Genomic DNA, 26,762 nt, shown 5'->3' on the forward strand with positions numbered 1-26,762 from the left:
GGCGGTCAGCGCGGTCGCCTTCGGCGAGACGGTCGCGGAAGTCGGCCAGCACGCTGTGATGGAACCCGGGATCGTCCAGTTCCATCGCCATGGCGTACTTGAAGTCGATGCGACAGCGGACTGCCTCGGCGGCCTGCCGGTCCGACAGGCCGAGCAGGAACTGCAGCACACAGACGGTGGCCAGTTGAGCAGGCGAGAGCCCCGGGCGCCCATCCCGTGGGTACCAGTCGGCGAAGTCCTCGTCGCTCCACAGCCCATCGAGGCGGTCGCGTACCCATATCGCCGTCGTACCGCCCGGATTGCTCGCCCGCGCGATCCGCGCGGTCAGAGAAGGGACTTGCTCACCGGAACGGGGGCGAAGGGACAACGGGCACCTCGACAGCTGCATCGGTCGGCGGAACTACCCGAGCATGCCCGTTGATCATGCTGCTGCACCGAGGAATTCCAAGATCCCCGACAGAGTCAAGCTAGTCGTTTTCGGTCTCGTAAGGCGTAGGTCCGGGGTCCGAGTCGCTAGGGACTTTTCAGGGACTTTCAGCTCTGTCGGAGGGACATCCGAGGGAGCTTTCGCAGTACAAGCAGGGAAGGCTGCGACAGCGCTGAAAGGCCCAGAGCTTCGGGCCCGCCCATCCGCGCCGTCGCTCCGTAGCGCTCCGGCACGGCGTCGGATCGGCAGTAGAAGACGAGGCTCTTCGGGGCCGCGCACGGTCCTGACCTCGGGAAACGTGCCTCCACGGGCCCGGCGGCTTCAGCGCCGGGCCCGCGTACGGACTGTCAGGCGTACGGGTAGAAGCCCGAGCCCGTCTTGCGCCCGAGCCGGCCCGCGTCCACCATCCGCTGGAGCAGCGGGGGAGCGGCGTACAGGGGCTCCTTGTACAACTCCTACATGGAGTACGGCGGGACGAACTGGGGATGGACCGGCGACCCCGGCTCCGGGTTCACCTCCTACGACTACGGCGCCGCGATCTCCGAGAACCGCGCCGTCACCCCCAAGCTCGCCGTCCAGAAGGAATTCGGCTACCTGCAGAACGCCGTGAAGCCGATCGCCTCCGCCGACGCCGTCACCGCCCCGCCGGTCACCGTCACGGGCGGCGGCCCCGTCAAGGCCCAGCAGCGCCTGTCCACCGAGCACGCGGGCGACACGTCCGTATCGGGCAACGGCATGCGGCTGATCACGCTGCGGCATCCCGATTCCAACGACACCTCGACCAGCCGCGTCACCTTCCCGCTGGACCTGGCAGACCCTCCCGGACCGCCGGAGGACGCCACCTACCGGTGGAACGACTCGGACACCGGAGCGCTGAAGTTCACCGGCTCCTGGGAGCACGCCACCGGCGAATCCTGGACCGGCGGGGACTACCGGAACGACGAGACGTTCTCCGCCACGGCCGGCGACAGCGTCGAGGTCGCCTTCGACGGGCCGGCCGTGCGCTGGATCGGACCGGACTCCTCCAACCACGGCACCGCTGACGTGTACATCGACGGCGTCAAGAAGGCGACCGTCGACAGCTACGCCGCGTCCCCCGAATTCCGGCGTGTGCAGTACGAGGCGAACGGTCTCGGCGACGGATCACACACCCTCAAGATCGTCGCCACCGGCGAGAAGGGCACATCCGCCTCTCAGGGAACGTTCGTCTCCGTCGACGCCATCGACACGAACCCGAGCGCGGGAACGCCCACGGGCGACACCGCCTACCCGCGCGTCCCGCAGAAGCCGGACACCGCGATCACCGTGGACGGGCGTGACGCCGAGACCCTGGTGGCGGACTACGCCTTCGGAACGCACCGGCTCGTCTACTCCACCTCCCAGGTGCTCACCCGGCTGAACGCCGGACGCGATCTCCTCGTCCTGGACGGGGCGAAGGGCACGGACGGCGAGACCGTCCTGCGCTACCCGAACAAGCCCGAGGTCACCGCACTCGACGGCACCCCGGTGGAGAGCACCTGGGATCCGGAGCGCAAGGATCTGCGGCTCAACTACGTGCACGGCGACACCCGGACGGTACGTATCACCGGCGGCGGCAGCGAACTCACCGTCGTGATCCTTGACCGTGACGCCGTCGCGGACACCTGGCAGCTCGACGCCGGGAACAGCGATGTGCTGGTCCTCGGCCCGGAACTCGCCCGTACCGCCAGGCTCACCGGATCCCGGCTCGATCTGACGGGTGACACCCGCCGGGCCGGCCGGCTGAGGGTCTTCGCTCCCACCGGCGTGGACGTCCTCACCTGGAACGGCCGCCCGCTGCCTGCGAGCCGGGACAAGGCCGGAGCGCTCGTCGCGGATCTGCCGGGTCCCGCGGCCGTGTCGCTGCCGGCACTGAACACCTGGCGCACCGCGGCCTCGGATCCCGAACGTGCGACCGGATTCGACGATTCGGGCTGGACGAAGGCGGACCGGACCACGGCCGCGAACCCGATGCACGGGCCGGGCGCGGCATCCGGCGTCGTCCTCGACACGGACGAGTACGGATTCCACGAGGGCGACACCTGGTACCGGGGCCATTACACGCCCACCGCCGCGGGCAGCACCGTCAAGGTCACGGTGAAGACCGGCACGGCGGGTCACGCCCTCGTCTGGCTGAACGGCCGCTACCTCGGAGCCCAGGGCGACGGAACCGCCACCCACGCCGTTCCGGCGGGATTGACCGAGCCCGGCAAGCCCGCCGTGCTGGCGGTCCTCGTGCGGAACATGGGCCAGTACGAGGACTGGAGTTCCGACGGCCGGTCCAAGGGAGGACGGGGTCTGGCCGACGTCGAGGTCGCCGGAGCCGGCAAGGTCGACTGGCGGATCCAGGGCGCCGCCGGCGGGCCGAAGCCCGTCGACACCGCTCGCGGGCTCTACAACAACGGAGGCCTGTACGGAGAGCGCATGGGCTGGCATCTGCCGGGCGCACCGGAGTCGTCATGGGCGCGGACGGGCTCGCTCAAGAGCGGCCGCCCGGGTGTCCAGTGGTATCGCACCACGGTCCGGCTCGACCTGCCCAAGGGCTCGGACACGGCGGTCGGTCTGCGGATCAACGACGACGGGGGCACGGCGGACAAGTACCGTGTCCAGATCTTCGTCAACGGCTGGAACACCGGTCAGTTCGTCAACAATGTCGGTCCTCAGCGGGAGTTCGTCATCCCGTCCGGCTTCCTGAAGGCCGACGGCGACAACACCGTCGCGCTGGCGGTCACCGCCGAACAGAGCGGTGTCGGACCCGACTCGGTCGAGCTGGTGAACCAGGGCACCGTACGAGGCGGTGTCCCCGCCGGGCGGAACGCCTCACCGGACTACAAAGCGGTCTTCGGCAAGCGCACCGCGCGCGACGGCTGACCGTCGGTCCGGGCCCCGTGCCCGCCCGGCATCCGGACCGCCGGGCGGGCACGGGTGTCCGCCTCTCAGCCGAAGAGCTTGGCCACGAACGCGGAGAGGTTGGCCGTGGTGCGGGCGATCTGCTCCTCCAACGTCAGTGACTCCTTGAAGCGGGCGCCCGAGGGCACGGCCTTCTTCCCCCGCACGTAGAGCGAGCAGGCCAGGTCGGTGCACATGTACAAGCCGACCGAATTGCCCTCGCGCCCCGCCGGTCCGGCCTTGCGGGCGGTCATCAGCGAGACCCCGCTGCCCGGGTGCGTGGTCAGGCAGAGCGAGCACATGCTGCGGTGCAGAAAGCCGCGCTGCTGGGAGGGGAAGCGCAGCGTGATGCCCGCGGGCTGTCCGTCGTGCTCGGTGACGATGTAGCTGCGCCCGGGAGCGGAGAGATCACGCCAGCCGAGGAAGTCCAGGTCCTCCCACGGCAGCTCCTCGAGATCCCGGGGGAGCGGCAGGCGCTTGGCCTCCCCCTTGGAGCAATTGATGAACGATGCGCGGATGTCCTGTTCGGTCACGGCCTTCATGTGACCGACGCTAACTCTGCCTATGACCCCTAGGCAAATGAATAAATGATTTAGGGTTTCACCTTTGTATCCTCGGGCAGTACGGAGAGCCGGTGGGCCGGCGGGTGCTCGATGCCGAGGTCGGGGCGCCAGGCCGCGAGGATCTGTGCCGAGGGGTCGAACAGCGGGGTCGGCAGCGCCTCGGGCCGGACCCACTGCCAGGCGCTGATGAGATGGGGTTCGGTCACCTGCGGGCTGCCGGAGTCAACCGTGACCAGGGCGGCCATCGATACCCGGTTGATCCCGCCGACCACGTCGTGCAGCATCGCGAAGACGCCCATGTCGCGCTCGGTGACCGCGAGCCCCGTCTCCTCGCGGAGCTCCCGCACGGCCGCCGCCGCGATGGACTCGTGCGTCGGATCGACCTTCCCGCCGGGCAGCTCCCAGGTGCCGCTGTGGTGCCGGCCGAGCAGGATGCGCCCCTGTGTGTCCTGCACGATCACGCCCACGCCCAGCGCGGCCTGGGCCAGTGGCGGTTCTGAGTTGCGGGCGGGGACCTGCGACGCCGCAGCGCTGTTCATGACGCTCCTCGTGATGATCGGTGACCGGTGGTCCGGTACGGGCGTCGAGCCTACGGCGCGCCACGGGGAGGGCTGCCCCGGCGGCGGTCACACGGTCAGCCGCAGTGACGTGGGTGAGATGCCGAGCCGCACGGTCTGCCCCCACGTCAGCTCCAGCGCGTCCGCCTCCATGCCGTCACCGAAGACCACCACCCGGTCGGACTCCACGGTCAGCCGCAGCCCCTGCCCGAGTCCCAGCTCGCCCGAGACCAGCGAGGTGCCGGTGACCGGCGACGGCCAGGCCTCCCTGACGAACCAGAGCAGCCGGGAGTCCGTGGGGCCCGGCAGGGCGAGCGGGCTGCGACGCTCCTGCCACACGGAGCGCAGCCAGCCGGTGGCGCCGGTGCCGGTACCGACCAGGACCCCGGAGGAGGCCTGCGGTTCGGCGGGGGAGTCCGCCGTGTCCGGGCCGAGCCGGTAGCGGGCCGTCTGGTGTCCGGACGGGCCGAGGTAGATCTCGTTGAGGGCCAGCAGCCGCTGGGTGTCGTCGGCCACCGCCTCGACCATGGTGAGCTCGTCCGCCGTGCCGCCCGGCGTCACGGCCGCCCGCAGCAGCGCGGCCGCGTCGGCGGGCCGGTGGCGGACCAGCACTCCGGGATTGCGGCCGGGATCGGTGTCGATGCCGACGACCGGCTGGCCGGAGAGGTACTTGGCGGCGTTGGCGACCAGGCCGTCCTGGCCGACGACGACCACCACGTCCTCGGGTGCGAACAGGAACCGGTCCAGGTCCTGGCGCTCCACCCGCGACTGGCGCCACTGCAGCGGAACGGCCGCCGCCACATCGGCGAGCGCCTGCCGGCTCCGCTCGTGGCGCCGGGCGACCTCCTCGATGGACCGGCCCCGGCTCGTCAGGAAGAACGCCGCCTGGCCGTGGGTGCCGTGCCGGGCGAGCAACTCCTCGTACTCGGTGGTGCGGTGCACCAGAACAGCTCTCGGGGCCAGGCTCATGCCCGGGTCTCCGGGGTGGGCCGGCCGAGCTTGGTGAGCAGGCCGGTGAGGACATCGGGCGAGAGGGTGAGGCTGTCGATGCGCGGCAGGTTCTCCGCGAGCCGGGTGGCCGCCAGCGCGTGCAGGGTGACGGCCTCCGCCTCTCCGTGCACCCGCAGCCAGGCCGCCTGGGACTCGGCGCGGGCCGCGCCGATCTCGCGCGCCGATTCGGCCTCGGCACGGGCGAGGCGCACCTTGCGCGCCGCCTCGGCCTCGGCGCGTACGCCGTCGGCCGCCGCGTTCTCCTCCGCCTCGCGCCGGGTGTTGGTGCCGCGCTGCTCGACCAACTGCTCCTCGCGGCGCGCGAGTTCGATCTGACTGGCGAGCTCGTTCTCGGCGATGGTCCGCTCGCGCTCGACGGCCACGGCCCGCCGTTCGTACGTCGCCCGGTCGGCCTCCTGCTGGATCTGCTCGCGGGCGGGGGTGCGCAGGGCCCGCTCCACCTCGGCCTCGGGCCGGATGGCGACGACGCGTACCGCCACGACCTCGATCCCGGTCGCGGGCAGCCGGGGCTCGTCGGCCAGGCCCGCGGCGACGCGTTCGCGTACCGCGGCGACGCCGTCGACCAGCGCACCGGCCAGCGGGGTGCGGGCCAGCACGTCCAGGGTGTGCTGCTGGGCCGTCTCCGTGAGCAGCGTCGCGATCTGTTCCAGCGGTGCGCCGCGCCAGACGCCGGAGTCCGGGTCGACGGAGAAGTCCAGGCGCGCGGCCGCCTCGGCCGGATCGCTGATGCGGTACGTCACGGTGGCCTGCACGGTCACGTCCTGGAAGTCGGCCGTACGGGCGTGGAAGGCCATGGCCAGCTCACGGTCGTTGACCGGCACCTCGGAGAGCGCGGCACTGAGCGACCGGTACCAGAAGCTCAGTCCCGCTCCGTCGTGGGCGAGCCGGCCGCGCTTGTGGTGGCGGATGTGAGCGGTGGGCGCGGAACGCAGATGGCGCCAGCCGAAGCGCCTGGTGATGTCGGCCATGAGAGGACCCCCTTGTTTTCGTCATTGAGACGATAATGGGGACGATAGCGGGGATCGCACCATATCGTCAAGAGGACGAGAAGGGTTGGGTGCGCGGGGGTGACGGATACCGGCGGAGCGGGCGCACGAAAACGGGCGGCCGGTGACCTCCGAAGAAGTCACCGGCCGCCCGGACGGTGCGCCGCCCCCGTCCCCACGGTGCGGCGCGGGCGGGCCGTCGTCATCCGCTGGGACGACGGCCCACGTCTGTCAGGACCCGGACGCCGTGGCGTCCAGTCCGAGTGCGGGAAAGACCGCGCCCTCCACGAAGCGGACGAGGAAGGTCTCATCCGCGTAGGCCCCTTCGAGCAGGGGCCGGGCGCGCATCACGCCCAGCAGCTGCGCGGAGACGAACTCCACGGCGGGGTTGTCCGCCGCCACCTCGCCTCGCTCCACGCCGCGTCCGACCATGGCGTCCAGCGCCGCCAGCTCCGGCAGGATCAGCGCTTCGCGCAGCGCGCACAGCAGCTCCGGACTCTGGAGCGCGGCGTGACTCAGGGCCAGCATCAGCGGGGTGTCGCGTCCGGAACCCTCACCGATGGCCTTCGCCGCCTCGCGCAGGTCTCCCGCCAGGGTGCCCGTGTCGATCCTCGGCAGCAGTCCGCGCCGGGTGCCGTGCAGGGCGGCGACGACCAGCTCCGGCTTGGAACCCCACTGACGGTAGAGCGTCGACTTGCCGCAGCGCGACCTGGAGGCGACACCCTCCATGGTGAGTGACTCGTAGCCGCTCTCCCTGAGCATGTCGAGGACGGCCGTGTAGAGCTCCTGTGCCCGCTCCGGCGTGATCTTCGAGCGGCGTGGCGCGGGGGCCGTCTCCTGCTCGGTTTCCTGCGACGACATGCGCGTTCCCTCTCTGCGACTCTGCGACGAGGTCCATCGATACGCCAGTGTACCGATACGCAAGTGTTCCGATACGTTCGCGTATCGGTACACTGGCGTATCGATACGGCATGGACCGGTCCATGCCGCCGTAACACCGCTTCGTCAGCAAAGGGGCACCGGGTGATGTTCGCCGGTAGCAGGCCCGCAGATCGGGAGCCGGACAGTTCTGCCCGACCGCCCCTCGTCCGCGAGCTGCTTCTCGTCGTAGGACTCTTCGTGATCTACAAGTTCGGCCGCCAGGCGGCCAACGGTCACGTCGATGAGGCGTTCCACAACGCCGGACGGGTCTGGGACCTCGAACGCGCCGTGCCCCTGCCCGGCGAGGGAGCCGTACAGGGCCTGCTGCTCCACAACGAGACGCTGATCCACCTGGCGAACACCTACTACGCGACCGTGCACTTCCCGGCCACCCTGCTCTTCCTCGGCTATCTCTACTGGCGCCGCCCCCGGCACTACATCTGGTCGCGGCGCGTCCTCGCCGCACTCACCGGCGCCGCGCTCGCCCTGCACCTGGTCTTCCCGCTCGCCCCGCCGCGGCTGCTCGCCGCGACCGGGCTGGTGGACACCGGGCAGGTGTACGGGCCGACGGTGTACGGGGCGACGCCCGCCACCGACTCGATGGCGAACCAGTTCGCGGCGATGCCCTCACTGCACTTCGGCTGGGCGGTCATGGTGGGTGTCGGCCTGGTCGTCGCGACCCGCTCCCGGTGGCGCTGGCTGTGGCTGCTGCACCCGGCGATCACCCTGTTCGTCATAGTCGGCACCGCCAACCACTACTGGCTCGACTCGATCGTGGTGGCCGCACTGCTCGCGGTCGCTCTCGCCGCCCTGCGCCTCCCGCGCGCGGAACCGGTCCGGGCGCACATCCCCTGGCCGGCCGCCACCGGCTACTCCACCCCCGCACAGGCCAACGGCCGCTCCCCGTCCTACGCCCCGTCCGGAGCCGGACGATGAACGCCACCCTGATCGCCGTCGCGCTGTCCCTGGTCTCCGCCGCCGCCTACGCGTCGGCCGCGGTGGCACAGGCACGGCTCGCCGGGCGCACCGCACCCGGGACGGGGACGCTCCGGCTGCTCGGGCGCGGCGCATGGTGGTCGGCCGTCGGGCTGAACGCCGGCGGCGCGCTGCTGCACGTCGCCGCGTTGAACTACGGCCCGCTCACCCTCGTCCAGCCGCTCGGCGCCCTCACCCTGGTGGCAGCCGTCCCGCTGGGCGCCCGCGCGGCCGGACGCCGCGTCTCCACGACCGAATGGCGCGGCACCCTGCTCACCCTGCTCGGCCTCGGCGCCCTGCTGATGACCGCGGGCGGTTCCGCCCCGCACGAGACCCTCACCCTGGTCGAGGCCCTGGCCGTCGGCGCCGGAACCATGGCGGTCGTCGCGGGCCTCAGCCGGCCGGGCGCCCGCCCGGGGCTGCGGCACGCGGCGGCCTCCGGCATCACCTCCGGTGTAGCCTCCGCGCTCACCCAGACGCTGACCGTCGCCGTCACCGACCACACCACGGGCCCGCTGTTCACCTGGCGCCTGGTGGTCGTCGCCGTGCTCGTGTCGGCGTTCGCGATGGGCGGGCTGCTCCTCTCCCAGACCGCCTACCGCGGCGGCCTCGGCGCACCGCTCGCCGTCGTCACCCTCGCCAATCCGGTCGCCGCGGCGGCCATCGGCCTGGCCCTGCTCGGGGAACGCCTCCAGGGCGGGACGATCAGCCTCGTCCCGGCGCTGCTGGGCGCGGCCGCCGCGGTACGCGGAGTGTTCCTGCTCAGCCGCGCACAGGCCGGCACGGCACCCGCCGCCGCTGCGGCCACGCCCGCTCCCGCCGCACCGTCGCGCGTCGTCATCAGGAGCCCGCGCGCCCTCCGCCCGCAACACGGACACCTCCGGCGGATCAGGGCCGGCCGGTCCTGAACCGGATCCTCAGGCTCCCGCCCCGTCCTGAAGCATGAGGCGAGGCTCCCGCCCGGTCCGCCTACTCCGGCTCGGGCGCCGCCGGCACGGCGTCATCGGCCAGCGCGCGGGTCAGCCAGCCGATCCAGAAGTTCTCCAGATCGATGCCTCCCCGCAGCACCAGATGCCGCAGCCGGTCCTCGGCCGCGGTGCGCTCCGGCGGGAAGTCCCGTTCCTCGATCGCCAGGTACTCCGCGAGCTGCCGCCGGTGCAGCGCCAGATGCCGGCGCAGCTCCGCGTCCAGGCCGGGCGCTCCGACGACCGCCGCCGCCCGCATCCGCAGCAGCAGCGGGTCGCGCACCTGTCTCGGGTCCTCCGGGCGGGCCACCCAGGCGGACAGCGCCTCGCGGCCCGCCGGCAGCACCTCGTACTCCTTCTTCTGCCCCCGCGCGGACTGCGCCGGCACGAGCGCCCTGATCTGCCCGGCCTGCTCCAGCTTTCCCAGCTCCCGGTAGATCTGCTGGTGCGTGGCCGACCAGAAGTAGCCGATCGACCGGTCGAACCTGCGGGTCAGCTCCAGCCCCGAAGAAGGCTTTTCGAGCAGGGCGGTGAGGATCGCGTGCGGGAGTGACATGGGGTGCATCCTAAGGACGGCCGGGCGGGCGGGCCCGCGGCCGCGGGCCGTCGAGAGGCGCCTGCTCAGAGCGCGGCGGCGAGTTCCGTGCCCTGGCGGATCGCCCTCTTGGCGTCCAGCTCGGCCGCGACATCCGCGCCGCCGATCAGATGCGCGGGACGGCCCGCGGCGAGCAGTTCCTCGTACAGGTCCCGCCGGGGCTCCTGGCCCGCGCACAGCACCACCGTGTCCACCGGCAGCAACCGCTGCTCGCCGTCGACCGTGACATGCAGACCGGCGTCGTCGATCAGGTCGTAACCCACGCCCGCCAGCATGGTGACGCCGCGGTGCCGGAGTTCGGTGCGGTGGATCCACCCAGTGGTTCTGCCGAGCCCCGCACCGACCTTGCTCGCCTTGCGCTGGAGCAGATGGACCGTGCGCGGCGGCTCCGGGCGCTCGGCGGTGCCCAGTCCGCCCCGCTCCCGGTACTCGGTGTCGACACCCCACTGCCGGAAGAACACCTCGGGGTCCAGGCTCGCGCCGTCCCCGCCGTCGGTCAGGAACTCGGCCACGTCGAAACCGATCCCGCCCGCCCCGACGAGGGCGACGCGGTCGCCCACCGGCGCCCCGTGGCGCAGGACGTCGAGGTAGCTCACGACGCTCGGGTGGCCGACGCCCGGGATCGCGGGGGTGCGGGGAGCGACCCCGGTGGCCAGGACGATCTCGTCGAAGCCGTCGAGCTGCCCAGAGGTGGCCGGGGCACCGAGCCGGAGCTCGACCTTCTCCTCCGCCAGCCGGGTGCGGAAGTAGCGCAGCGTCTCGTTGAACTCCTCCTTGCCGGGCACCCGGCGCGCCACATCGAGCTGCCCGCCGATCTCGTCGGCCGCGTCGAAGAGCGTCACCTCGTGACCGCGCTCGGCCGCCGTCACCGCACACGCCAGCCCGGCGGGACCGGCACCGACGACCGCGATCCGCTTGCGGGTCCTCGTCGGTGACAGCGTGAGCTCCGTCTCGTGGCAGGCCCGCGGATTGACCAGACACGAGGTGACCTGGCCGCTGAAGATGTGGTCCAGGCAGGCCTGATTGCAGCCGATACAGGTGTTGATGGCGTCCGCGCGGCCCTCGCTCGCCTTCACGACGAAGTCCGGATCGGCGAGGAACGGCCGGGCCATCGACACCATGTCCGCGCGCCCCGCCGCCAGGATCTCCTCCGCGACCTCCGGGGTGTTGATCCGGTTGCTCGTCACCAGCGGCACGGAGACGGCGCCGCGCACCTTCTCGGTGACCCAGGTGAAGGCGCCGCGCGGCACCGACGTCGCGATGGTGGGGATACGGGCCTCGTGCCAGCCGATGCCGGTGTTGATGATCGTCGCCCCGGCCGCCTCGATCTCCTGGGCGAGCCGCACGACCTCCGGCAGCGACGATCCGCCGGGCACCAGGTCCAGCATCGAGAGCCGGTAGATCAGGATGAAGTCGCTGCCGACCCGCTCACGGACCCGGCGCACGATCTCGACGGGGAAGCGGATGCGGTTGTCGTAACCGCCGCCCCACCGGTCGTCGCGGTGGTTGGTCGCCGAGGCGATGAACTCATTGATCAAGTAGCCCTCGGAGCCCATGATCTCGACGCCGTCGTACCCCGCGCGCCGCGCCAGCACGGCCGCCGTGACGAAGTCCTCGACGGTCGACTCGACCTCGTCGTCGGTGAGCGCGTGCGGGGTGAACGCACTGATCGGGGCCTTGACCGCGCTCGGTGCCACCAGGCCGGGGTGGTGGGCGTAACGCCCGAAGTGCAGGATCTGCATGGCGATCCGGCCGCCCGCCGCATGCACGGCCGAGGTCACCCGCGCATGCTGCGCCGCCTCCGCCTCTGTGGTCATCTTCGCGCCCCCGGGGAACGTGCAGCCCTGTTCGTTCGGCGCGATGCCCCCGGTGACCATGAGGCCCACGCCGCCCCGGGCGCGGGCGGCGTAGAACGCGGCCATGCGCTCGAAGCCGTTCTCGACCTCCTCCAGGCCGATGTGCATCGATCCCATCAGGACCCGGTTCGGGAGGGTGGTGAACCCGAGGTCGAGCGGGCTCAGCAGATGCGGGTACGGGCTCATGCGGCGGCTCCTCGCGCAGTGTCTTCGCACCAGTTCTAGAGCACCGCGACGCCATTGTGCAACAAGTTGCACAATGGCGTACGTCGCACTGCGCCACGCGTCACGCCCCGTCCGGCCACGCGGACGGCGTAACAACGTGCCGCTCGGGGCCGCGGCGGCGCGGAGAGTGGACACGTAGCGCACCGCACCCGGGCCCCCTCGTTCGCAGCGGGCCCCGAACCCTCCCGGAGACCCCATGGGCAGCGTGAACCGTCGTGACCTCGGCCTGCTCCTGCTGCGCGTCGGAACCGGCGCGGTGCTGGCCGCGCACGGCAGCCAGAAACTGGCCGGCTGGTTCGGCGGCGGAGGCATCGAGGGAACCACCGCCGCGATGGAGGCCATGGGCTTCCACCCGCCGAAGCACAGCGCGGTCGCGGCCGGAGTCGGCGAGGCCGGCGGCGGCGTCCTGCTGGCCCTGGGCCTGGCCACACCGGCGGCCGGAGCGGCGGCCGCCGGTGCCATGGCGGGAGCCGTGGCCGTCCACGCGCCCGCCGGATTCTTCGCGCAGGGCGGCGGTTACGAGTATCCGGCCTTCCTCGGCTTCACCGCTGCGGCGATCGGCCTGATCGGCCCCGGCCGCTACTCCGTCGACCAGGCCACCTGCCACCTGTTCAACCGGCCCTGGACGGTGGCTCTGGCCTTCGCGGGCGGTGCGGTGGCGGCCGCTGCCGTCGTCGGCAAGCGGGCCAGGGCGCAGGTCCCGGCTCCGGAGGAATTCTGATCCCGCACGATCCGTCGTCGGCAGGCCCGGTCAGTCCGGCGGTCGCCGGCGGCCGCCCTTCGCCGCCGCGACCAGCGCGGGCACCGTGGCGAGTCTGACCCGTGGACGGCCCTGCTCGCGGCCGCCCGCCAGTTCGGCCCGGTCGATGGCCGCCTGGCCCCGGGCGTCGACGACGTCGAGGCCGCGCCTCCGGACGAGACGGTGGAACGCCCTGGGCGGGGGCGCGGGGGAGGGCAGCACCCCTGCGACGGCATCGTCCAGGAGAGCGCCGACGGTCTCGGCGGCGCAGGTACGGTTGGCCCCGATGCCGCCCGACGGGCCGCGCTTGATCCAGCCGACGACGTACGTGGCCGGCAGGCCCGTGACCCGGCCGCCCTCGTGCGGGACGGTACCGGTCGCCTCGTCGAAGGGCAGTCCCGGCACCGGCAGACCCCGGTACCCGATCGCCCGCAGGAACAGGCCCGCCGCGATCTCCTGCTCGCCCTCGCCCGCCGTCACCCGCACCGCCTCGACGCGGTCATGGCCGAGCACCTCCACCGGGGCCGAGTGGAAACGGAACACGATGCGCCGTCCCGCGGCCGGAGGGAGCGACCAGTCGACCGCCTCCCGGCGCGCGTTCCTCAGCAGCGCGGCCTTCTCGCCCGGTGCGGCGCCGTCGACCGCCGCACCCGTCCTCGGATCGCTGTCGTCCACGACCAGTTCCACACCCGGCAGATGGGCGAGGGCGAGCAGCTCGGAGGACGTGCAGGCCGCGTGCTCGGGGCCGCGTCGCCCCAGCAGCACGACCTCGCGCACCTTCGAGTCCCGCAGGGCCGCCAGCGCGTGATCGGCGATGTCCGTGTCCGCCAGGGCGGCCGGATCCGTGACGAGGATGCGCGCGACGTCGAGCGCGACGTTGCCGTTCCCGGCGACGACCACCCGCTCCGCCGTCAGGGCCACGGTATCCGCCGGTGCCTCGGGGTGGGCGTTGTACCAGGACACGAACGAGGTGGCCGAGATACTGGCCGGCAAGTCCTCGCCCGGCACACCGAGCCGCCGGTCGGTGGAGGCGCCGACCGCGTATATCACCGCGTCATGGTGGGCGGCGAGCTCCTGCGCGGTGAGGTCCCTGCCCACCTCGACGCCCAGGGCCATCCGCACCCGGGGGTGCGAGTGGAACCGTGCGAACGTCTCGCCGGCCTTCCTTGTCGCGGGATGGTCGGGCGCGACGCCGTACCGGACGAGTCCGCCGGCCACCGGCAGCCGGTCGACCAGGGTCACCTCGGCGTTGGTGTGCAGCAGCAGATCCTCGGCGGCGTACATCCCGGCCGGTCCGGTGCCGACGACCGCCACCCGTATCGGCGCGAAGTCGGACGGCAGGCTGCGCGGGAACGACGGCTCGCCCCAGGCATGGAAGTTCGGCCCGGCCACCGGCTCCGGCTCCCGGTCCTCGAAGTAGGCGGCATTGATCGCGGCGTACTCCTGCTGCGCCCCGAAGAGGCTGTCCACCGGGAAGACAGCGTCGACCGGGCAGGCATCCGCGCAGGCTCCGCAGTCGATGCAGGTCGCCGGGTCGACGTACAGCATCTCGGTGCTGCCGAAGGCCTGTTCCTCCGGCGTCGGGTGAATGCAGTTGACGGGGCACACGGCGACACAGGTGGCGTCGCTGCAGCAGGTCTGGGTGATGGCGTAGGTCATCTCGTCAGCTCGGGTCGGTGGGTCCGGGTCAGATCAGTGAGGCGCGCTTGTAGAAGAACAGGGCCGGCTTGGTGAGGAGCCGGGCCGAGGCGAGGAACTCCATCAGACCCGAACAGCTGGACCGCATCAGGGACTTGTGGTGCTCGTTGGTCCCGGCCTCGGCGCGGGCGCGCTCGCCGTCCAGCCCGGCGTTCGCGTAGACGTCCCGGTTCACCATGCTGGTGACGATGTAGTACGAGGCGATCGCGACCACGAGGGAGTTGATGTGCCGGCGCACCGGACCCGCGTTCCGCAGGCGCCTGCGGGTCTCGTCACGGGCGAACTTCATGTGCCGTGACTCCTCCACCACATGGATGTTGTTGATGGTGCGGACGAACGGCGCGACGCGCTCGTCCCGCATCCAGTCGCGCTGCATCACGTCGAGCACCTCCTCGGCGACGAGGATCGCGGCGTACGCGGCCTCGCCGAAGGCAAGTGTCTTGAAAGCCCTGCCCAGTTCGACCACCGCGCGGCGCGGCCGGTAGGCCGGGGCGCCGAGCTTCGCGGCGCCGCGGGCGAACATGATGGAGTGCCGGCACTCGTCGGCGACCTCGGTGAGCGCCCACTGGAACCGCGGATCGGTCGGGTCCTCCGCGTACATGTCGCGCAGCACCATCTGCTGCAGGATCATCTCGAACCAGATGCCCGTGCTGGCGACCGACGCGGCCTCCTGGCGGGTCAGCGCCTTGCGCTGGGCATCGGTCAACTCCTGCCAGTACGCGGTCCCGTAGAGCGTGCTCCACTCCGGGCTCGCACCATGGTGGTCCGTGTCCAGGGGGGTGTTCCAGTCCACCTCGGTGGCCGGGTCGTACGACAGCTTCGCGGCCGAGTCGAGCAGACGCCGGGCGACGTCCTGTTCGGCGCGCCGTTCCTGGTTCCGGTCCTCCGGGCGAACCGTGCTGCTTGCCATGCTGCGGCTCCTTGAATCGAGAGAGATCGACCCGACGCCGCCCGGCCCGTGTCTCATTCCGTGCCCACGCGATGAGACAGGTGGCCGCCGAACGCCGCCCTCGCTTGTTAGACGTCACGTCTAGCAAGCTGTTAGACGGAAGGTATAGCAAGAGCGGGCGGGGGCCTACCCCCGTGCGGGAAATCCGTACGGTCTCTCCACGCCGTGGCAGCACCGCGGCCGCGGCTCCGCTCGCCCGCACGGGTGGTCGGGCGGGCGGGCCGGTGGCTGGGGTGCCACCCCTCGCCTGCGTCGACGTGCCGTCGGTTCGCGGCACACTTCACCGCGGTGAAATGCACCCGTTCAGGTGAATCCTGATGGATGTTTCGTGCAGGGATGAGCGTCGGCCGGATAGTAAAGGGACGGCCGGAGTCCGGAGTCCGGATCGGGCCGGTAAGTGCGGTGACCGATCATTCATTGATTCCTTTTGTGCCACCCGGCAAGGCGTGGCCAAAAGAAAGGTGGCGGGGCTGTGCGCGTAGAGGCGACCCATCGGGTCAGGCTCGTCTTCACCCTGTTCGACGCCGACGGAAACGGTGTCCTCGAAGCCGACGACTTCGAACTCATGGCAAGCCGTGTCGTCGAGGCGGCACTCGATTCCGACGACGCGGCGAAGGAGGCGATGGTGGCCGCCTTCCGGCGCTACTGGTCGACCCTGCGCGCCGAACTGGACGCCGACGGCGACGGCAGGATCACCTACGACGAGTACGCCGCCTGCGTCCTGTCACCGGAGCGTTTCGACCTGACGATCAGCGAGTTCGCCGAGTCCCTCGCCGCGCTCGGCGACCCGGACGGGGACGGGCTCATCGAGCGGCCCCTCTTCATGGCGCTGATGACCGCGATCGGTTTCGGGCGCCCGAACATCGACGCACTCTTCGACGCGTTCGAACCCTCGGATGCCGATCAGGTCGAGGTCGCGACCTGGGTCATCGGCATCAAGGACTACTACAGCCCGGACAAGGCGGGAATTCCGGGTGACCACCTCGTCGGCAGCGCGGCAGTCTGAAACACGGACCCTTTCCCAAAAGGAATCCGTGACGGATTGACGTACCGCACTCGGTCGGAATCCTCCGGAATCCGCCGGAATTCGCCGGGCGGCTGGAATTCTTCAGCCGGTCGGAATTCGCTCCATCGGTGCACCGCGGGGCCGGAATGCGCATTTCTCGCTCTTCGTGGTCCCGGCTCGTCTCACGTGCGTGGTCCCCAGCTCGGCTCAAGAAGGGCACGTGGTCGGCATGGCGCAACGGGACACCGGGGTGGAGGAGGGGGTCGGCCTGACCGCCCTCCTGGTCGCCGCGGCACGGGCGATCGAGACCCACCGCGACGACTCCCTCGCGCGGGACGTCTTCGCGGAGCACTTCGTGCTCGCCGCACCGGCGTCCGCGGGCTGGCCGGTCCGTATCCAACAGGCTCCCGACGGGGACGCGAACCCGCTGTGGGGGCGGTTCGCGCGCTACTTCGGTCTGCGGACGAGGGTCCTCGACGACTACCTCCTCCGGTCGGTGCGCGCGGGCGCCCGCCAAGTGGTCCTGCTCGGAGCCGGGTTGGACTCCCGAGCGTTCCGGCTCGACTGGCCTCCCGGCTGCGTGATCTACGAGATCGACCGGGAAGGCGTGCTGGCGTTCAAGCACGGGGTGCTCGACGGGCTGTCGGCCGCCCCCAAGGCGGCACGCGTGCCCATCCCGGTCGATCTGCGCGCCGACTGGGCCGGGGCGCTGACCGACGCCGGGTTCGACACGGCCGCACCGACTGTCTGGCTCGCCGAGGGACTGCTGTTCTACCTGCCCAACGCCGCCGAGACCTACCTCATCGACACGGTGGACGGATTGAGCGCGGGAGGAAGCGCCCTGGCCTTCGAGGTCAAACTCGACAAGGACCTGCTGGAATACCGCGACAGCCCCCTCTACACCTCGACGACACAGCAGATCGGCATCGACCTGCTCAACCTGTTCGACAGAGAGCCGCGGCCCGACTCCGCCGGCCATCTGGCGGACCAGGGCTGGTCCCTATCGGTCCACACCCCCTTCGACTTCACTCGCCACCACGGACGCGGTCCGCTGCCCGAGCGGAACGACGCCCTGGCGGGCAATCGGTGGGCGTTCGCGAACAAGCCACACCCGTGACCCCGCCACCGGCCGGCCCGGTCCCTCTCCTCCGCCCCTTCCCTACGGAATCAGGACCGGTTTGACCACGCGGCCCGCGTCACAGTCGCGCTCGGCCTCATTGATGTCGACGAGCGGGTACGTCCGGATCAGCTGGTCGAAGGGGAACCGCCCGGCCTGCCACAGCCGGGTCAGCCTCGGGATCAACAGCCGCGGCACCGCGTCCCCCTCGCAGATGTGGGAGATCCTGCGACCCCGGTCCAGCGACCCCGGTTCGATCGGCAGAGCGGTGCGGAGCCGTGCCACCAGCCCGAGATGGCCGGTCGGGCGCAGGGACCGGAGCGCTTCGTCGACCAGCGGTGCGGAACCCGTGGTGTCCAGCGCGTACTGCGCGCCGCCGTCGGTCCGGCCCACGATACGGTCGGCCAGCCCGGCGGACCCGGTGCGCAGCGGGATCGCGCCGAACCACTCGGCGAGGGCCAGCCGTTCGGGGAACCGGTCGACGGCCACGGTCACCGCCCCGGCGGCGGTGGCCGCCATCACCGCGGCGAGACCCACCGCCCCGGCGCCGAAGACCGCGAGGGTGTCGCCGGGGCCGACCCGGAAGGAGTTGAGGACTGCTCCGGCGCCGGTGAGGAAGCCGCAGCCGAGCGGGCCCAGCAGTTCCAGGGGCAGCGAGGGGTCGACCCGGACGGCGTTGCGGGCCGGCACCATCGCGTACTCGGCGAACGACGACTGGCCGAACCAGCGCGGTGCCAGCCCGCCCCCGCCCACGTCCTTGAACCGCGCCGCGTGCTCCGTGCGCCCGCCGAAGAGGTTGAGCGAGGCGAAGGAGTCGCAGTAGGCGGGGGCCGCGCCCAGGCAGGTCCGGCAGTGGCCGCAGGAGTCGAAGCCCAGCACGACATGGTCACCGATGCCCAGGCCGGTGTCCGGGCCACCCGTCTCCACCACCACCCCGGCGCCCTCGTGGCCCAGCACCGCAGGCAGCGGTGAGCGCCCCGCCGAACGCCGTACCGCGAGATCGGTCCGGCACATCCCGCAGCCCGCGATCCTGACCAGGACCTCGCCCTCGGCCGGCCCCGCGTTCAGGACCACCTCCTCGACGGCGAACGGGCTCTCGTACGCACGCAGGACCGCCGCGTCGAACTTCATCGTCAGACCTCCCGCGGACGGTGCACGACGAACGGCCTGAGGTTTCCGTAGAGCCCCCACGGCCCGCCCGCGACGCCGACCCCGCTCTCCTTGACGCCCGCGAAGGGCTGGGCGAGGGACAGTTCCGCGTGGTGGTTGATCCACGCCGTTCCGCACTCCAGCCGGTCGGCCACTGCCTCGGCCCGGTCGACATCGGTCCCCCAGACCGAGCCGCCCAGCCCGTAACAGGTGTCGTTGGCCGCCTCGACGGCTTCGTCGAGGCTCCCGTACGGCAGCACCGGCAGGACGGGGCCGAACTGCTCCTCCGTCACCACCGGACTGTCGGACGGGACATCGGCCAGGATCGTCGGGGCAAAGAAATAGCCCGGCCGGTCCAGCCGGTGGCCACCGGCGACAGGCCGGCCGCCGTCCGCCAGGGCCTGGGCCGTGAGGTGCTCGACCCGGGCCAGCTGGGCGGCGTTGTTGACCGGCCCCAGCCGCGTGCCCGGGTCGAGCCCGGCTCCCACGACGGCGGACTTCGCGTACTGCGCGAGCGCCTCGGCCACGGAGGAGCAGAGCCGGGCCGGGGCGTAGACGCGCTTGACCGCCATGCAGACCTGCCCGCAGTTGCGGAACGCCGCCCAGAACAGCCGCTCCGCGATCCGCTCCACCTCCACGTCGTCCAGCAGGATGGCGGCGTCGTTGCCGCCCAGCTCCAGCGTGACCCGGGCGAGCGAGGCCGCCGCTCCCTCGGCGACGGCCCGACCGGTGGGTACCGAACCGGTGAAGGTCACATGGCGGATCCCCGGATGGGACGCGAGGCGGGAGCCGAGGGGTTCACGGCCGGTGACGACCGTCAGTACGCCCTCGGGGAGGGCGGCGGAGACGACGGACGCCAGCAACCGGGTGGCAAGGGGGGTGAACGGGGATGGTTTTAGCACCACCGTGTTGCCGGCGGCGAGCGCGGGAGCGAACTTCGCCGAGGCGAGCTGGAGGGGGAAGTTCCACGGGACGATCGCGGCGACCGGCCCGAGCGACCGCCAGCGGATCTCGCTGCGGACCGGCCGGCCGTCCGTGATCGGCCGGGGCCCGGGGGCCGGCTCCGCGAAGTGGCGCAGGCGGGCCGCCGTGCGGGCGATCTCCGCGTACGACTCGGCCAGAGGCTTCCCCTGTTCGCGGGTGAGCAGGGGTGCGAGGCCGGCCCCGGCGGCCTCCACGGCGTCGGCGGCCGCGAGCAGTGCGGTGACGCGGGCGGCGGGGTCGGTCCGCCAGCTCCGCCAGGCCTCGTGGGCCCGGCCGACAACGGCGTCCAACTCGCCCGGCTGCTGGTCGGGGGCGTCGTCGAAGGCCTCGCCCGTCGCCGGATCGATGACGGTGAAGCGCCCGCCGCGCGTGTGGGGCGCGCGGCAGGGCCGGCAGTTCGGCATACCGGCGGTCAGCCCGCGGCAGCGGGAGCGGTCGCGGCGTGCTCCCGGGCCTGCCGGTCCATCTCGGCCCGGAAGGCGGCCACCAGCTGCGGCCGGATCCTCCCGGCGTTGCGGTCGCCCCTCTCGCAGACCGCCCCGCGCACCCCCACGATGTCGGTGCCGATGCGGGTCAGCGCGCCGAGGTCCGCAGCCTTGACGCTGCCCGCGAGGGCGGCGAGCAGACCGGCCGCGTGCGCCAGCCGGACGAACTCCGCGCAGCCGTCGGGCGGAACGTGGTCGAACAACCGGGTCCCGTCCTTGACCGCGGTGTCGAGCATCACCGCGTCGGAGCCGGAGCGACGGGCGATGTCGGGCAGCGCGAGCGGGCTGACACAGCCGATCCGGTGGGCGTCGGCGTACCCCGAGGCGACGACGAACGCGTCCGGCCGGTAGTCCTTCACCGCCCGGACGACCCCTCGCATGACGTCGACAGCCTGCTCGGGCGTCGTGCATCCGTAGAGGCCGACCTTGATGTACGTGGCCCCGGAGACAGCCGCACCGAGTGCCGCCTGCGCCACCGTGCCGGGCTTGTACGGCACGTCCCCCACGGTGGCGGAGACCGGCTTGTCCGCCGGGACCACATCGCGGATCTCCCTGATGACCCAAGGGAAGTTCGCGCCGAGCGACCCCTCGTCGGGCTTCTTGACATCGACGATGTCGAGGTGCTCCGCCGCCTTCGCGCAGTCGAGGGCCTCCTCGACACCGTCCGGGGAGATGAGAAGCAACAACGTGGATTCCTTCCACCGCAGGTCCACCGGCCCAGGGGCCGGCGTGCGGAGCCGTGGATCACTTGCCGTCCGCTCATCATCGCGGCGGGCCGTCGTCCCCGGCAGGGCGTGCGGAGTCAGAACGGGTCACTGCCCCGGCCCGGCCACGCGCCGCAGGCCGCCGTCCACGCCGGTCCGGACCAGGTGCGCGGCCGCGAGACGAGATCACGGCCGCCGCACCCGTGGGCTACTTGCCGACGTTGAAACCCTGATCGCTGCCGTATTTGGCCGTCTTCTTCTGCCAGTCCTCAAGTCCCTTGCCCAGAGGCGTCGATGAGACGTACGCCTTCCCGACGGTGTCGTTGAAGACGGAGTTCGCGTACACCTGGTACGGCAGGTACGACCAGCCGGTGCCGACATCGGCGGCCGAGTCCGCGAAGATCTTGTTGGCCTTCTGGCCGTCGAAGTAGGGGAACGGGGTCTCCAGGAACGCCTTCGACTCCAGGTCGGCCTTCGTGGCGGGGAAGGCGCCCTCGGCGACGCGGGCCGAGGCGCCGGCGCCGGTGGTGGCGTACTTGATGAAGGCGTAGGCCAGTTCCTTGTTCTTGGCGGCCTTCGGCACGGCGAGGGAGCTGCCGCCGTTCTCCGCGCTGGACGTGTCGCCCTTGGTCCACTGCGGGAGCGGGGCCACCCGCCAGTCTCCCGACGCCGACGAGACGCCCGAGGTGAAGTTGGCGGGCATCCAGGCGCCTATGGCCAGGGTGGCGATGCTGCCGTCGGCGAGGCCCTTGTACCACTCGTCGCTCCAGGAACTGATCGGGGCGACCAGGTCCTCGTCGAGCAGCTTCTGCCAGGTGTTCGTGTAGGTCTTCGTGCCGGCGTCCCCGAAATTGATCGAGACGTCGGTGTCCTTGGCCTTGTAGGGCCGGCCCCCGGCCTGCCAGATGAGGCTGGTGGTGGCGCCCGCGTCGCCCGTGTCGTTCGTGATGAAGATCTTCGGGTCGGCCTTGTGCAGGGTGCGCGCGGCCTCCACGTACTCGTCCCAGGTCGTCGGGATCTTGAGGCCGTGCTTGTCGAAGACCTTCTTGTTGTAGAACAGCGCCATCGGCCCCGAGTCCATCGGCAGCGCGTAGACGGACTTGTCGTACTTCACCGCGTTCCACGGACCGGTGGTGAACGTCTTGTCGTACCCGGCGGCGCCGTAGCCGGAGAGGTCCTCCACGGATTTGCCGATCGCGAACTGGCCGAGCGCGTAGTACTCGATCTGCGCCACGTCGGGGGCACCCGAACCGGCGGCGATGGCGTTCTGCAGCGCGGTGTACTGCTTGTCGCCGGTACCTGCGTTGACGAGTTCGATGTCGACCTTGGGGTACTTCTTCTCGAAGTCGGCCGCCACCTTCTTGAGCGTGGGCTCCCAGGCCCACACGGTCACCTTGCCGCCCTTCCGCAGCGCGGACTTGACGTCCTTCTCGGTGCCGCCGTCGGTGGCCGGGTCGGACGAGCCGCAGGCCGTCGCGCCGATGGCCAGCACGCAGGCCGTGGCGACGGCACCGAGAAGCCGTCGGGTGCTGTTCGTTCTCATGGGTGGTGCTCCTGGTTCGGTGTGCGCGAAAGGGAAAGGGATGGAGCGGTGAGGAGGGGCGGAGGTCATTCCTTGACGCTGCCCGCGGCCAGGCCCGACTGCCAGTACCGCTGGAGCAGGAGGAAGATCGCGACGATCGGTACGATCGTGAGGAGTGAGCCGGTGATGATGAGGTCGAAGACCGCCTCGCCGCCGGCCGTCTGCGCCTGGGAGTTCCAGGCATTGAGGCCGAGCGTGAGCGGGTACCAGTCCGGGTCCTTGATCATGATCAGCGGCAGGAAGTAGTTGTTCCACGTCGCCACCATGGAGAACAGCAGCACGGTGACCGTTCCCGGCATCAGCAGCGGCAGCGCGACGCGGAAGAAGGTCCGCAGCTCGCCGGAGCCGTCGATGCGGGCCGCTTCGAGGAGTTCCGTGGGTACGGCCTCGGCCGCGAACACCCACATCAGGTAGAGCCCGAACGGCGAGATGAGGGAGGGGATGATGACGGCCCAGGGCGTGTTGGTCAGCCCCATGTTGCTGAACATCAGGAAGGTCGGCACCGCCAGGGCCGTGCCCGGCACGGCCACGGCACCGATGACGACCGCGAACACCGCGCGGCGTCCGGGGAAGTTGTACTTGGCCAGCGCGTAGCCTCCGAGGACGGCGAGGACGGTGGCGCCGCCCGCTCCCGCGGCCACGTACAGCAGGGTGTTCAGCAGCCAGCGGACGAAGACGCCGTCGTCGTAGGAGAGCGTGCGGGAGATGTTGTCCCAGAGGTTGAAGCCGTCTCCGAACCACAGGCCGAAGGAGTCGAGCAGGCTCTTCTGGTTCTTGGTCGAGTTGATGACCAGCCAGGCGAGCGGAAGCAGCGTGTAGACAAGGACCAGCCCGGTCAGGAAGGTCAGCCGGATGCTCGGGCGCGGGTTGAGCGGGGTGTGGGGGCGGCGTCGGCGCCGCGGAGCCCGCGGACCGGCGGCATCGGTCGTCCCCCTGGAGGCCGAGGGGCCGGAAGGGTCCGTGGGGTCGGAGGGGGTCGAGACGGTGCTGGAGACGTACGCGCTCATGGCTCAGCCCTTCCGCATGCCGCGCAGCTGGACGGTGTAGGCGATGATCGCGGTGATGACACCCATCACGATCGCCACGGTCGCTGCGTAGTTGTGCTGCTGACCGGAGAAGGACAGCGAGTAGGTGTAAAGGTTGGGTGTGAAGTCGCTCGTGATCGCGTTGGGGGCGAGCTTCTGCAGAATGCTCGGCTCGTTGAAGAGCTGGAAGCTGCCGATGATCGAAAAAATCGTCGCGATGACCAGAGCGCCGCGGATGGCGGGCAGTTTGACCGCGGTCACGAGCCGCCATTCGCCGGCTCCGTCGAGCGCGGCCGCCTCGTACAGGGACCGGGGGACGACCTTCAGCGCCGAGTAGAAGATCAGCATGTTGTAGCCGACGAACTCCCAGGTCACGATGTTCCCGATGGAGGCGAGCACGAGCGAGGGGGAGAGCGGGTCGGGCAGGGAGACGCCGAACGCGTCGTTGATGTTGCCGACCAGGCCGAACCTGGTGCCGTAGATGAAGCCCCACATGAGGCTGGCCACCACGGCGGGCACGGCGTAGGGAAGAAAGATGGCGATGCGGAAGAAGGCCTTGCCGTACAGCCTCCCGCTGTCGATCGCGAGCGCGGCCAGCAGCGCGATGCCCAGCATCACGGGCACCTGCACGGCCAGGAAGAGCCCGACCCTGGCCAGCCCCTCCCAGAACTGCGGATCGGTCAGCGCCTGACGGTAGTTGTCCAGTCCGACGAAGGAGTTGCCGCCGATCAGCCGGTCGCGGAACAGGCTGAGGTAGAGGGCGTATCCGATCGGCGCGAGGAAGACGAGCGCGAAGACCGCGACGAACGGACCGGCGAATCCCCAGCCGACGAGGGCCTCCCTGCGGAGGCGGGATCGTACGCGTGGGCGGGGTGGTGGTGCGGCCTTCGCGGGCGTCGACAAGAGCGTCATGACTGGTTCCTTGTGTCGGTGACCGACCGGTCCGGACTAGGGGAGAGGGGAGGGGCCTTCGGGCCCGAGACGGTCGGGTGGAGGCTGGCCCGATGTGAAATGTTTACGTAATCATCGGTAGCGTGATGGTGACACTCCCGCTGGGGGGCGTCAAGCACGAAGCGGTAGTGAGAGGAAGGATTCTGGTGACGGACAAGGACACGGCCGCTCTCGGGAGGACGGCCGACAGCGAGGGCCGGCGTACCGCGAAAGGGCGGCAGCGCCGCGTCTCCATGGCGGACGTCGCGCAGGCCGCCGGCGTCTCGTCGCAGACGGTCTCCCGGGTCTCCAACGGTGACCCGGCCGTCATCGACAGCACCCGGCAGAAGGTGCTGGACGCGATGAAGGAACTCGGCTACCGGCCCAACAGCGCCGCCCGCGCCCTCAAGCGCGGCGACTTCCGGACCATCGGCGTCATCACGATGAGCCTCTCCAGCACGGGCAGTGTGCGGACCCTGGAGGCCATCGCCAACTGCGCGTCCCGGGCCGGCTACGCAGTCACGCTGATCCCGCTCGACGCCCCGACCCAGGACAACGTCAGAGGAGCGTTCACGCGGCTGGGCGAGCTCGCGGTGGACGCGGTCGTCCTGATCATGGAGGTGCATCTGGTCGACACGACGTCGCTGACGCTGCCGCCCCATGTGAAGGTCGTCGTCGTGGACTCGGACGCCGGTGATCGGTTCCAGGTCGTGGACACCGATCAGCACCAGGGCGCGCGCCTGGCCGTGCGGCACCTGCTGGAGCTCGGGCACCGCACGGTCTGGCACCTGGCCGGACCCGAGGAGTCGTTCGCGGCGGGCCGTCGCGAGGCCGCCTGGGCGGCGGCACTGCGCGAGGAAGGGTGCGAGGTGCCGCCCCCGCTGCGGGGCGACTGGACCCCCGAGTCCGGCTACGAGGCGGGTCTCCGGCTGGCGGACGAGGCCGACTGCACCGCGGTGTTCGTGGCGAACGACCAGATGGCTCTGGGGGTCCTGCGGGCCCTGCACGAGCGCGGCAGGCGCGTGCCGGAGGAGATCAGCGTCGTCGGATTCGACGACATCGCGGACGCCGCCTCCTACATCCCTCCCCTGACCACGGTCCACCAGGACTTCGCCAGGGTGGGGGAGCTGTGCGTCGACGCGGTGCTGCGGGAACTCCGCGGCGGGAGCCCCGGGGGTGGTACGACGCTCGTGCCGACCCGCCTGGTGGTCCGCAGGAGCACGGCCTCGTGCCCGGCGGACGCCGTCGGGGAGGAGTGAGGGGGATCAGGGGGAGTGCCGTGGCGCAGGGCGTGCGCCTCGGGCCGAAGCGGTTGACTCCTCGTGCTCAGGAGCCCGGTCCGGCCGCTGGGGGTGCCGTGCTGGCCCGTACGACGAGGGCGGGCTCCACGGCCATCCGGTGCGGTCCGTCCGTCCTGCCGTTGATCTGGTCGAGCAGCAGGGCGACGCAGTGCCGTCCGACGACGTCGAAGTCCTGGTGCACCGTGGTCAACGGAGGGTGCAGGAACGCGGCCTCGGAGATGTCGTCGAAGCCGGCGACGCTGATGTCGCCGGGCACGTCGCGGCCGGCCTCGTGCAGCGCCCGCATCAGGCCGAGCGCCATCTGGTCGTTGGCGGCGAACACCGCGGTCACTTCCGGCCGGCCGGCCAGCTCCCGGCCCGCCCGGTACCCCGACTCCGCGGTCCAGTCCCCGTGCAGCACCTCGGGAACCGGGGCGCCCGACTCGGTGAGGGTGCGCTGCCAGGTCTCGGCGCGCCGCCGTGCGGCGAAGGAGTCGCGGGGTCCGGCGACATGCCAGACCGTACGGTGGCCGAGGCCCAGCAGGTGGGCGACCACGCTGTGAGTGCCGTGGGCCTGGTCGAAGTCGACGTTGGGGTAGCGGTGGCCGGTGTCGCCGTCCGCGACGACGACGGGCATGGTGGGGGGCAGGTGCAGTGACGGGGTGTCGAGTATCTGGGACTCGATCAGCACGATGCCGTCGACGGACTGAAGCATCAGATGCTGGAACGCCTGCCGTACGGCGGCCTCCGTCTGGGTCCGCACACCCATGAAGTTCACGGAGTAGTCGGCCTCGCGGGCGGCGTCGGCGATCGCGGCGAGCGTCCTGGCGTTGCCGTGCGCGCCGACGTCGAAACTGACGACACCCAGGGCGCCGAACCTGCCGGTCACCAGTGCGCGGGCCGCGGTGTTGGGGCGGTAGCCGAGATCGCGCATCGCGGAGAGCACCTTCTCGCGCGTGGCCGCGTCCACGTTCTCGCGGTTGTTCGCCACCCGGGAGACGGTCTGCGACGAGACGCCGGCCCTCGCTGCCACGTCCGCCATGGAGGGCCACTGGCGGGGCGGGCGCGAACGCGGCGACCTGGGTCTCTTCTCCGTCGCCATGTACGGGCCTTTCGCTGGGACTCA

Annotated in this window: 24 protein-coding genes and 1 pseudogene; 7 read left to right on the forward strand and 18 right to left on the reverse strand. The window is 71.2% G+C overall.

Features of this window, described 5'->3' with window-relative positions; genetic code table 11:
• Together ACIO3R_RS30325 and ACIO3R_RS30330 are read right to left on the reverse strand one after the other, a co-directional pair.
• A partial coding sequence (locus ACIO3R_RS30325; protein WP_402110168.1) for a transposase occupies window positions 1-388 on the reverse strand: 388 nt, incomplete at its 3' end.
• 386 nt (window positions 389-774) lie between these two features.
• A pseudogene (locus tag ACIO3R_RS30330) lies at window positions 775-876 on the reverse strand (3-hydroxyacyl-CoA dehydrogenase family protein); the annotation flags it as partial.
• Here ACIO3R_RS30330 and ACIO3R_RS30335 point away from each other — a divergent pair.
• The gene (locus tag ACIO3R_RS30335; RefSeq protein WP_402110169.1) at window positions 872-3,316 is read left to right on the forward strand and encodes a beta galactosidase jelly roll domain-containing protein; all 2,445 of its coding nucleotides are present in this window, start codon (window positions 872-874) and stop codon (window positions 3,314-3,316) included. The pseudogene ACIO3R_RS30330 and the gene ACIO3R_RS30335 overlap by 5 nt on opposite strands.
• 65 nt (window positions 3,317-3,381) lie before the next feature.
• On the opposite strand, the gene ACIO3R_RS30340 is transcribed toward ACIO3R_RS30335, so the two are convergent.
• The 5 genes from ACIO3R_RS30340 to ACIO3R_RS30360 all read right to left on the reverse strand — a co-directional run bounded on the left by ACIO3R_RS30340 (window position 3,382) and on the right by ACIO3R_RS30360 (window position 7,312).
• Entirely contained in the window at window positions 3,382-3,876 is a 495-nt protein-coding gene (locus tag ACIO3R_RS30340; RefSeq protein WP_385041865.1) for an FBP domain-containing protein, read from the reverse strand.
• A gap of 50 nt (window positions 3,877-3,926) precedes the next feature.
• Window positions 3,927-4,436, reverse strand: coding sequence for an NUDIX hydrolase (locus ACIO3R_RS30345; RefSeq protein ID WP_402110171.1), 510 nt, complete (start codon window positions 4,434-4,436; stop codon window positions 3,927-3,929).
• Between the two features lie 87 nt (window positions 4,437-4,523).
• Complete coding sequence (locus tag ACIO3R_RS30350; protein ID WP_385041869.1) at window positions 4,524-5,423, reverse strand: hypothetical protein; 900 nt, start codon at window positions 5,421-5,423, stop codon at window positions 4,524-4,526.
• Entirely contained in the window at window positions 5,420-6,433 is a 1,014-nt protein-coding gene (locus tag ACIO3R_RS30355; RefSeq protein ID WP_402110173.1) for an SPFH domain-containing protein, read from the reverse strand. The genes ACIO3R_RS30350 and ACIO3R_RS30355 overlap by 4 nt, the downstream gene beginning before the upstream one ends.
• 249 nt (window positions 6,434-6,682) lie before the next feature.
• Window positions 6,683-7,312 carry a TetR/AcrR family transcriptional regulator gene (locus tag ACIO3R_RS30360; protein ID WP_385040795.1) on the reverse strand — a complete coding sequence of 210 codons (630 nt, stop codon included), beginning with the start codon at window positions 7,310-7,312 and terminating at the stop codon, window positions 6,683-6,685.
• A gap of 165 nt (window positions 7,313-7,477) precedes the next feature.
• On the opposite strand from ACIO3R_RS30360, the gene ACIO3R_RS30365 reads away from it, so the two are divergent.
• A complete protein-coding gene (locus tag ACIO3R_RS30365) occupies window positions 7,478-8,308 on the forward strand; it encodes a phosphatase PAP2 family protein (protein ID WP_385040793.1) in 831 nt (276 codons plus the stop codon).
• Complete coding sequence (locus tag ACIO3R_RS30370; RefSeq protein WP_385040791.1) at window positions 8,305-9,255, forward strand: hypothetical protein; 951 nt, start codon at window positions 8,305-8,307, stop codon at window positions 9,253-9,255. The genes ACIO3R_RS30365 and ACIO3R_RS30370 overlap by 4 nt, the downstream gene beginning before the upstream one ends.
• Before the next feature lie 61 nt (window positions 9,256-9,316).
• Here the strand turns inward: ACIO3R_RS30370 and ACIO3R_RS30375 are convergent, their stop codons facing one another.
• Together ACIO3R_RS30375 and ACIO3R_RS30380 are read right to left on the reverse strand one after the other, a co-directional pair.
• Window positions 9,317-9,868: a PadR family transcriptional regulator gene (locus ACIO3R_RS30375; RefSeq protein WP_402110176.1), complete on the reverse strand. Its 552-nt coding sequence runs from the start codon at window positions 9,866-9,868 to the stop codon at window positions 9,317-9,319.
• A 65-nt stretch (window positions 9,869-9,933) separates the two neighbouring features.
• Window positions 9,934-11,949: an FAD-dependent oxidoreductase gene (locus ACIO3R_RS30380; RefSeq protein ID WP_402110178.1), complete on the reverse strand. Its 2,016-nt coding sequence runs from the start codon at window positions 11,947-11,949 to the stop codon at window positions 9,934-9,936.
• A 235-nt stretch (window positions 11,950-12,184) separates the two neighbouring features.
• On the opposite strand from ACIO3R_RS30380, the gene ACIO3R_RS30385 reads away from it, so the two are divergent.
• Entirely contained in the window at window positions 12,185-12,709 is a 525-nt protein-coding gene (locus ACIO3R_RS30385; protein ID WP_385040783.1) for a DoxX family membrane protein, read from the forward strand.
• 30 nt (window positions 12,710-12,739) lie between these two features.
• Here the strand turns inward: ACIO3R_RS30385 and ACIO3R_RS30390 are convergent, their stop codons facing one another.
• Window positions 12,740-14,386, reverse strand: a complete 1,647-nt coding sequence (locus ACIO3R_RS30390) for an FAD-dependent oxidoreductase (protein ID WP_402110180.1) — start codon at window positions 14,384-14,386, stop codon at window positions 12,740-12,742.
• 28 nt (window positions 14,387-14,414) lie between these two features.
• Entirely contained in the window at window positions 14,415-15,335 is a 921-nt protein-coding gene (locus ACIO3R_RS30395) for a diiron oxygenase (protein WP_402110181.1), read from the reverse strand.
• Window positions 15,336-15,846: 511 nt separating this feature from the next.
• Between ACIO3R_RS30395 and ACIO3R_RS30400 the strand changes: the two genes are divergently transcribed.
• Window positions 15,847-16,380, forward strand: coding sequence for an EF-hand domain-containing protein (locus ACIO3R_RS30400; RefSeq protein WP_402110183.1), 534 nt, complete (start codon window positions 15,847-15,849; stop codon window positions 16,378-16,380).
• A gap of 220 nt (window positions 16,381-16,600) precedes the next feature.
• Window positions 16,601-17,497 (forward strand): class I SAM-dependent methyltransferase, encoded by an 897-nt coding sequence (locus ACIO3R_RS30405; RefSeq protein ID WP_402110185.1) that lies wholly within the window; start codon window positions 16,601-16,603, stop codon window positions 17,495-17,497.
• 42 nt (window positions 17,498-17,539) lie between these two features.
• Here the strand turns inward: ACIO3R_RS30405 and ACIO3R_RS30410 are convergent, their stop codons facing one another.
• The 6 genes from ACIO3R_RS30410 to ACIO3R_RS30435 form a co-directional block, all read right to left on the reverse strand.
• The gene (locus ACIO3R_RS30410) at window positions 17,540-18,628 is read right to left on the reverse strand and encodes an alcohol dehydrogenase catalytic domain-containing protein (protein WP_385032693.1); all 1,089 of its coding nucleotides are present in this window, start codon (window positions 18,626-18,628) and stop codon (window positions 17,540-17,542) included.
• A 2-nt stretch (window positions 18,629-18,630) separates the two neighbouring features.
• Entirely contained in the window at window positions 18,631-20,034 is a 1,404-nt protein-coding gene (locus ACIO3R_RS30415) for an aldehyde dehydrogenase family protein (RefSeq protein ID WP_402110187.1), read from the reverse strand.
• An 8-nt stretch (window positions 20,035-20,042) separates the two neighbouring features.
• Entirely contained in the window at window positions 20,043-20,801 is a 759-nt protein-coding gene (locus tag ACIO3R_RS30420) for a (5-formylfuran-3-yl)methyl phosphate synthase (protein ID WP_402110189.1), read from the reverse strand.
• A 226-nt stretch (window positions 20,802-21,027) separates the two neighbouring features.
• Window positions 21,028-22,362, reverse strand: a complete 1,335-nt coding sequence (locus ACIO3R_RS30425) for an ABC transporter substrate-binding protein (RefSeq protein WP_402110191.1) — start codon at window positions 22,360-22,362, stop codon at window positions 21,028-21,030.
• A gap of 65 nt (window positions 22,363-22,427) precedes the next feature.
• On the reverse strand, window positions 22,428-23,408 hold the full coding sequence (locus tag ACIO3R_RS30430) for a carbohydrate ABC transporter permease (protein WP_402110192.1): 981 nt from the start codon (window positions 23,406-23,408) through the stop codon (window positions 22,428-22,430).
• Between the two features lie 3 nt (window positions 23,409-23,411).
• Window positions 23,412-24,338 (reverse strand): carbohydrate ABC transporter permease, encoded by a 927-nt coding sequence (locus ACIO3R_RS30435; protein ID WP_385032678.1) that lies wholly within the window; start codon window positions 24,336-24,338, stop codon window positions 23,412-23,414.
• A gap of 272 nt (window positions 24,339-24,610) precedes the next feature.
• On the opposite strand from ACIO3R_RS30435, the gene ACIO3R_RS30440 reads away from it, so the two are divergent.
• Window positions 24,611-25,615: a LacI family DNA-binding transcriptional regulator gene (locus ACIO3R_RS30440; protein WP_385032705.1), complete on the forward strand. Its 1,005-nt coding sequence runs from the start codon at window positions 24,611-24,613 to the stop codon at window positions 25,613-25,615.
• 67 nt (window positions 25,616-25,682) lie between these two features.
• Here the strand turns inward: ACIO3R_RS30440 and ACIO3R_RS30445 are convergent, their stop codons facing one another.
• On the reverse strand, window positions 25,683-26,678 hold the full coding sequence (locus tag ACIO3R_RS30445) for a LacI family DNA-binding transcriptional regulator (RefSeq protein WP_385032675.1): 996 nt from the start codon (window positions 26,676-26,678) through the stop codon (window positions 25,683-25,685).
• Window positions 26,679-26,762 lie beyond the last annotated feature (84 nt).

Source organism: Streptomyces sp. NPDC087428 (assembly GCF_044744085.1).
Classification (GTDB): Bacteria; Actinomycetota; Actinomycetes; order Streptomycetales; family Streptomycetaceae; genus Streptomyces.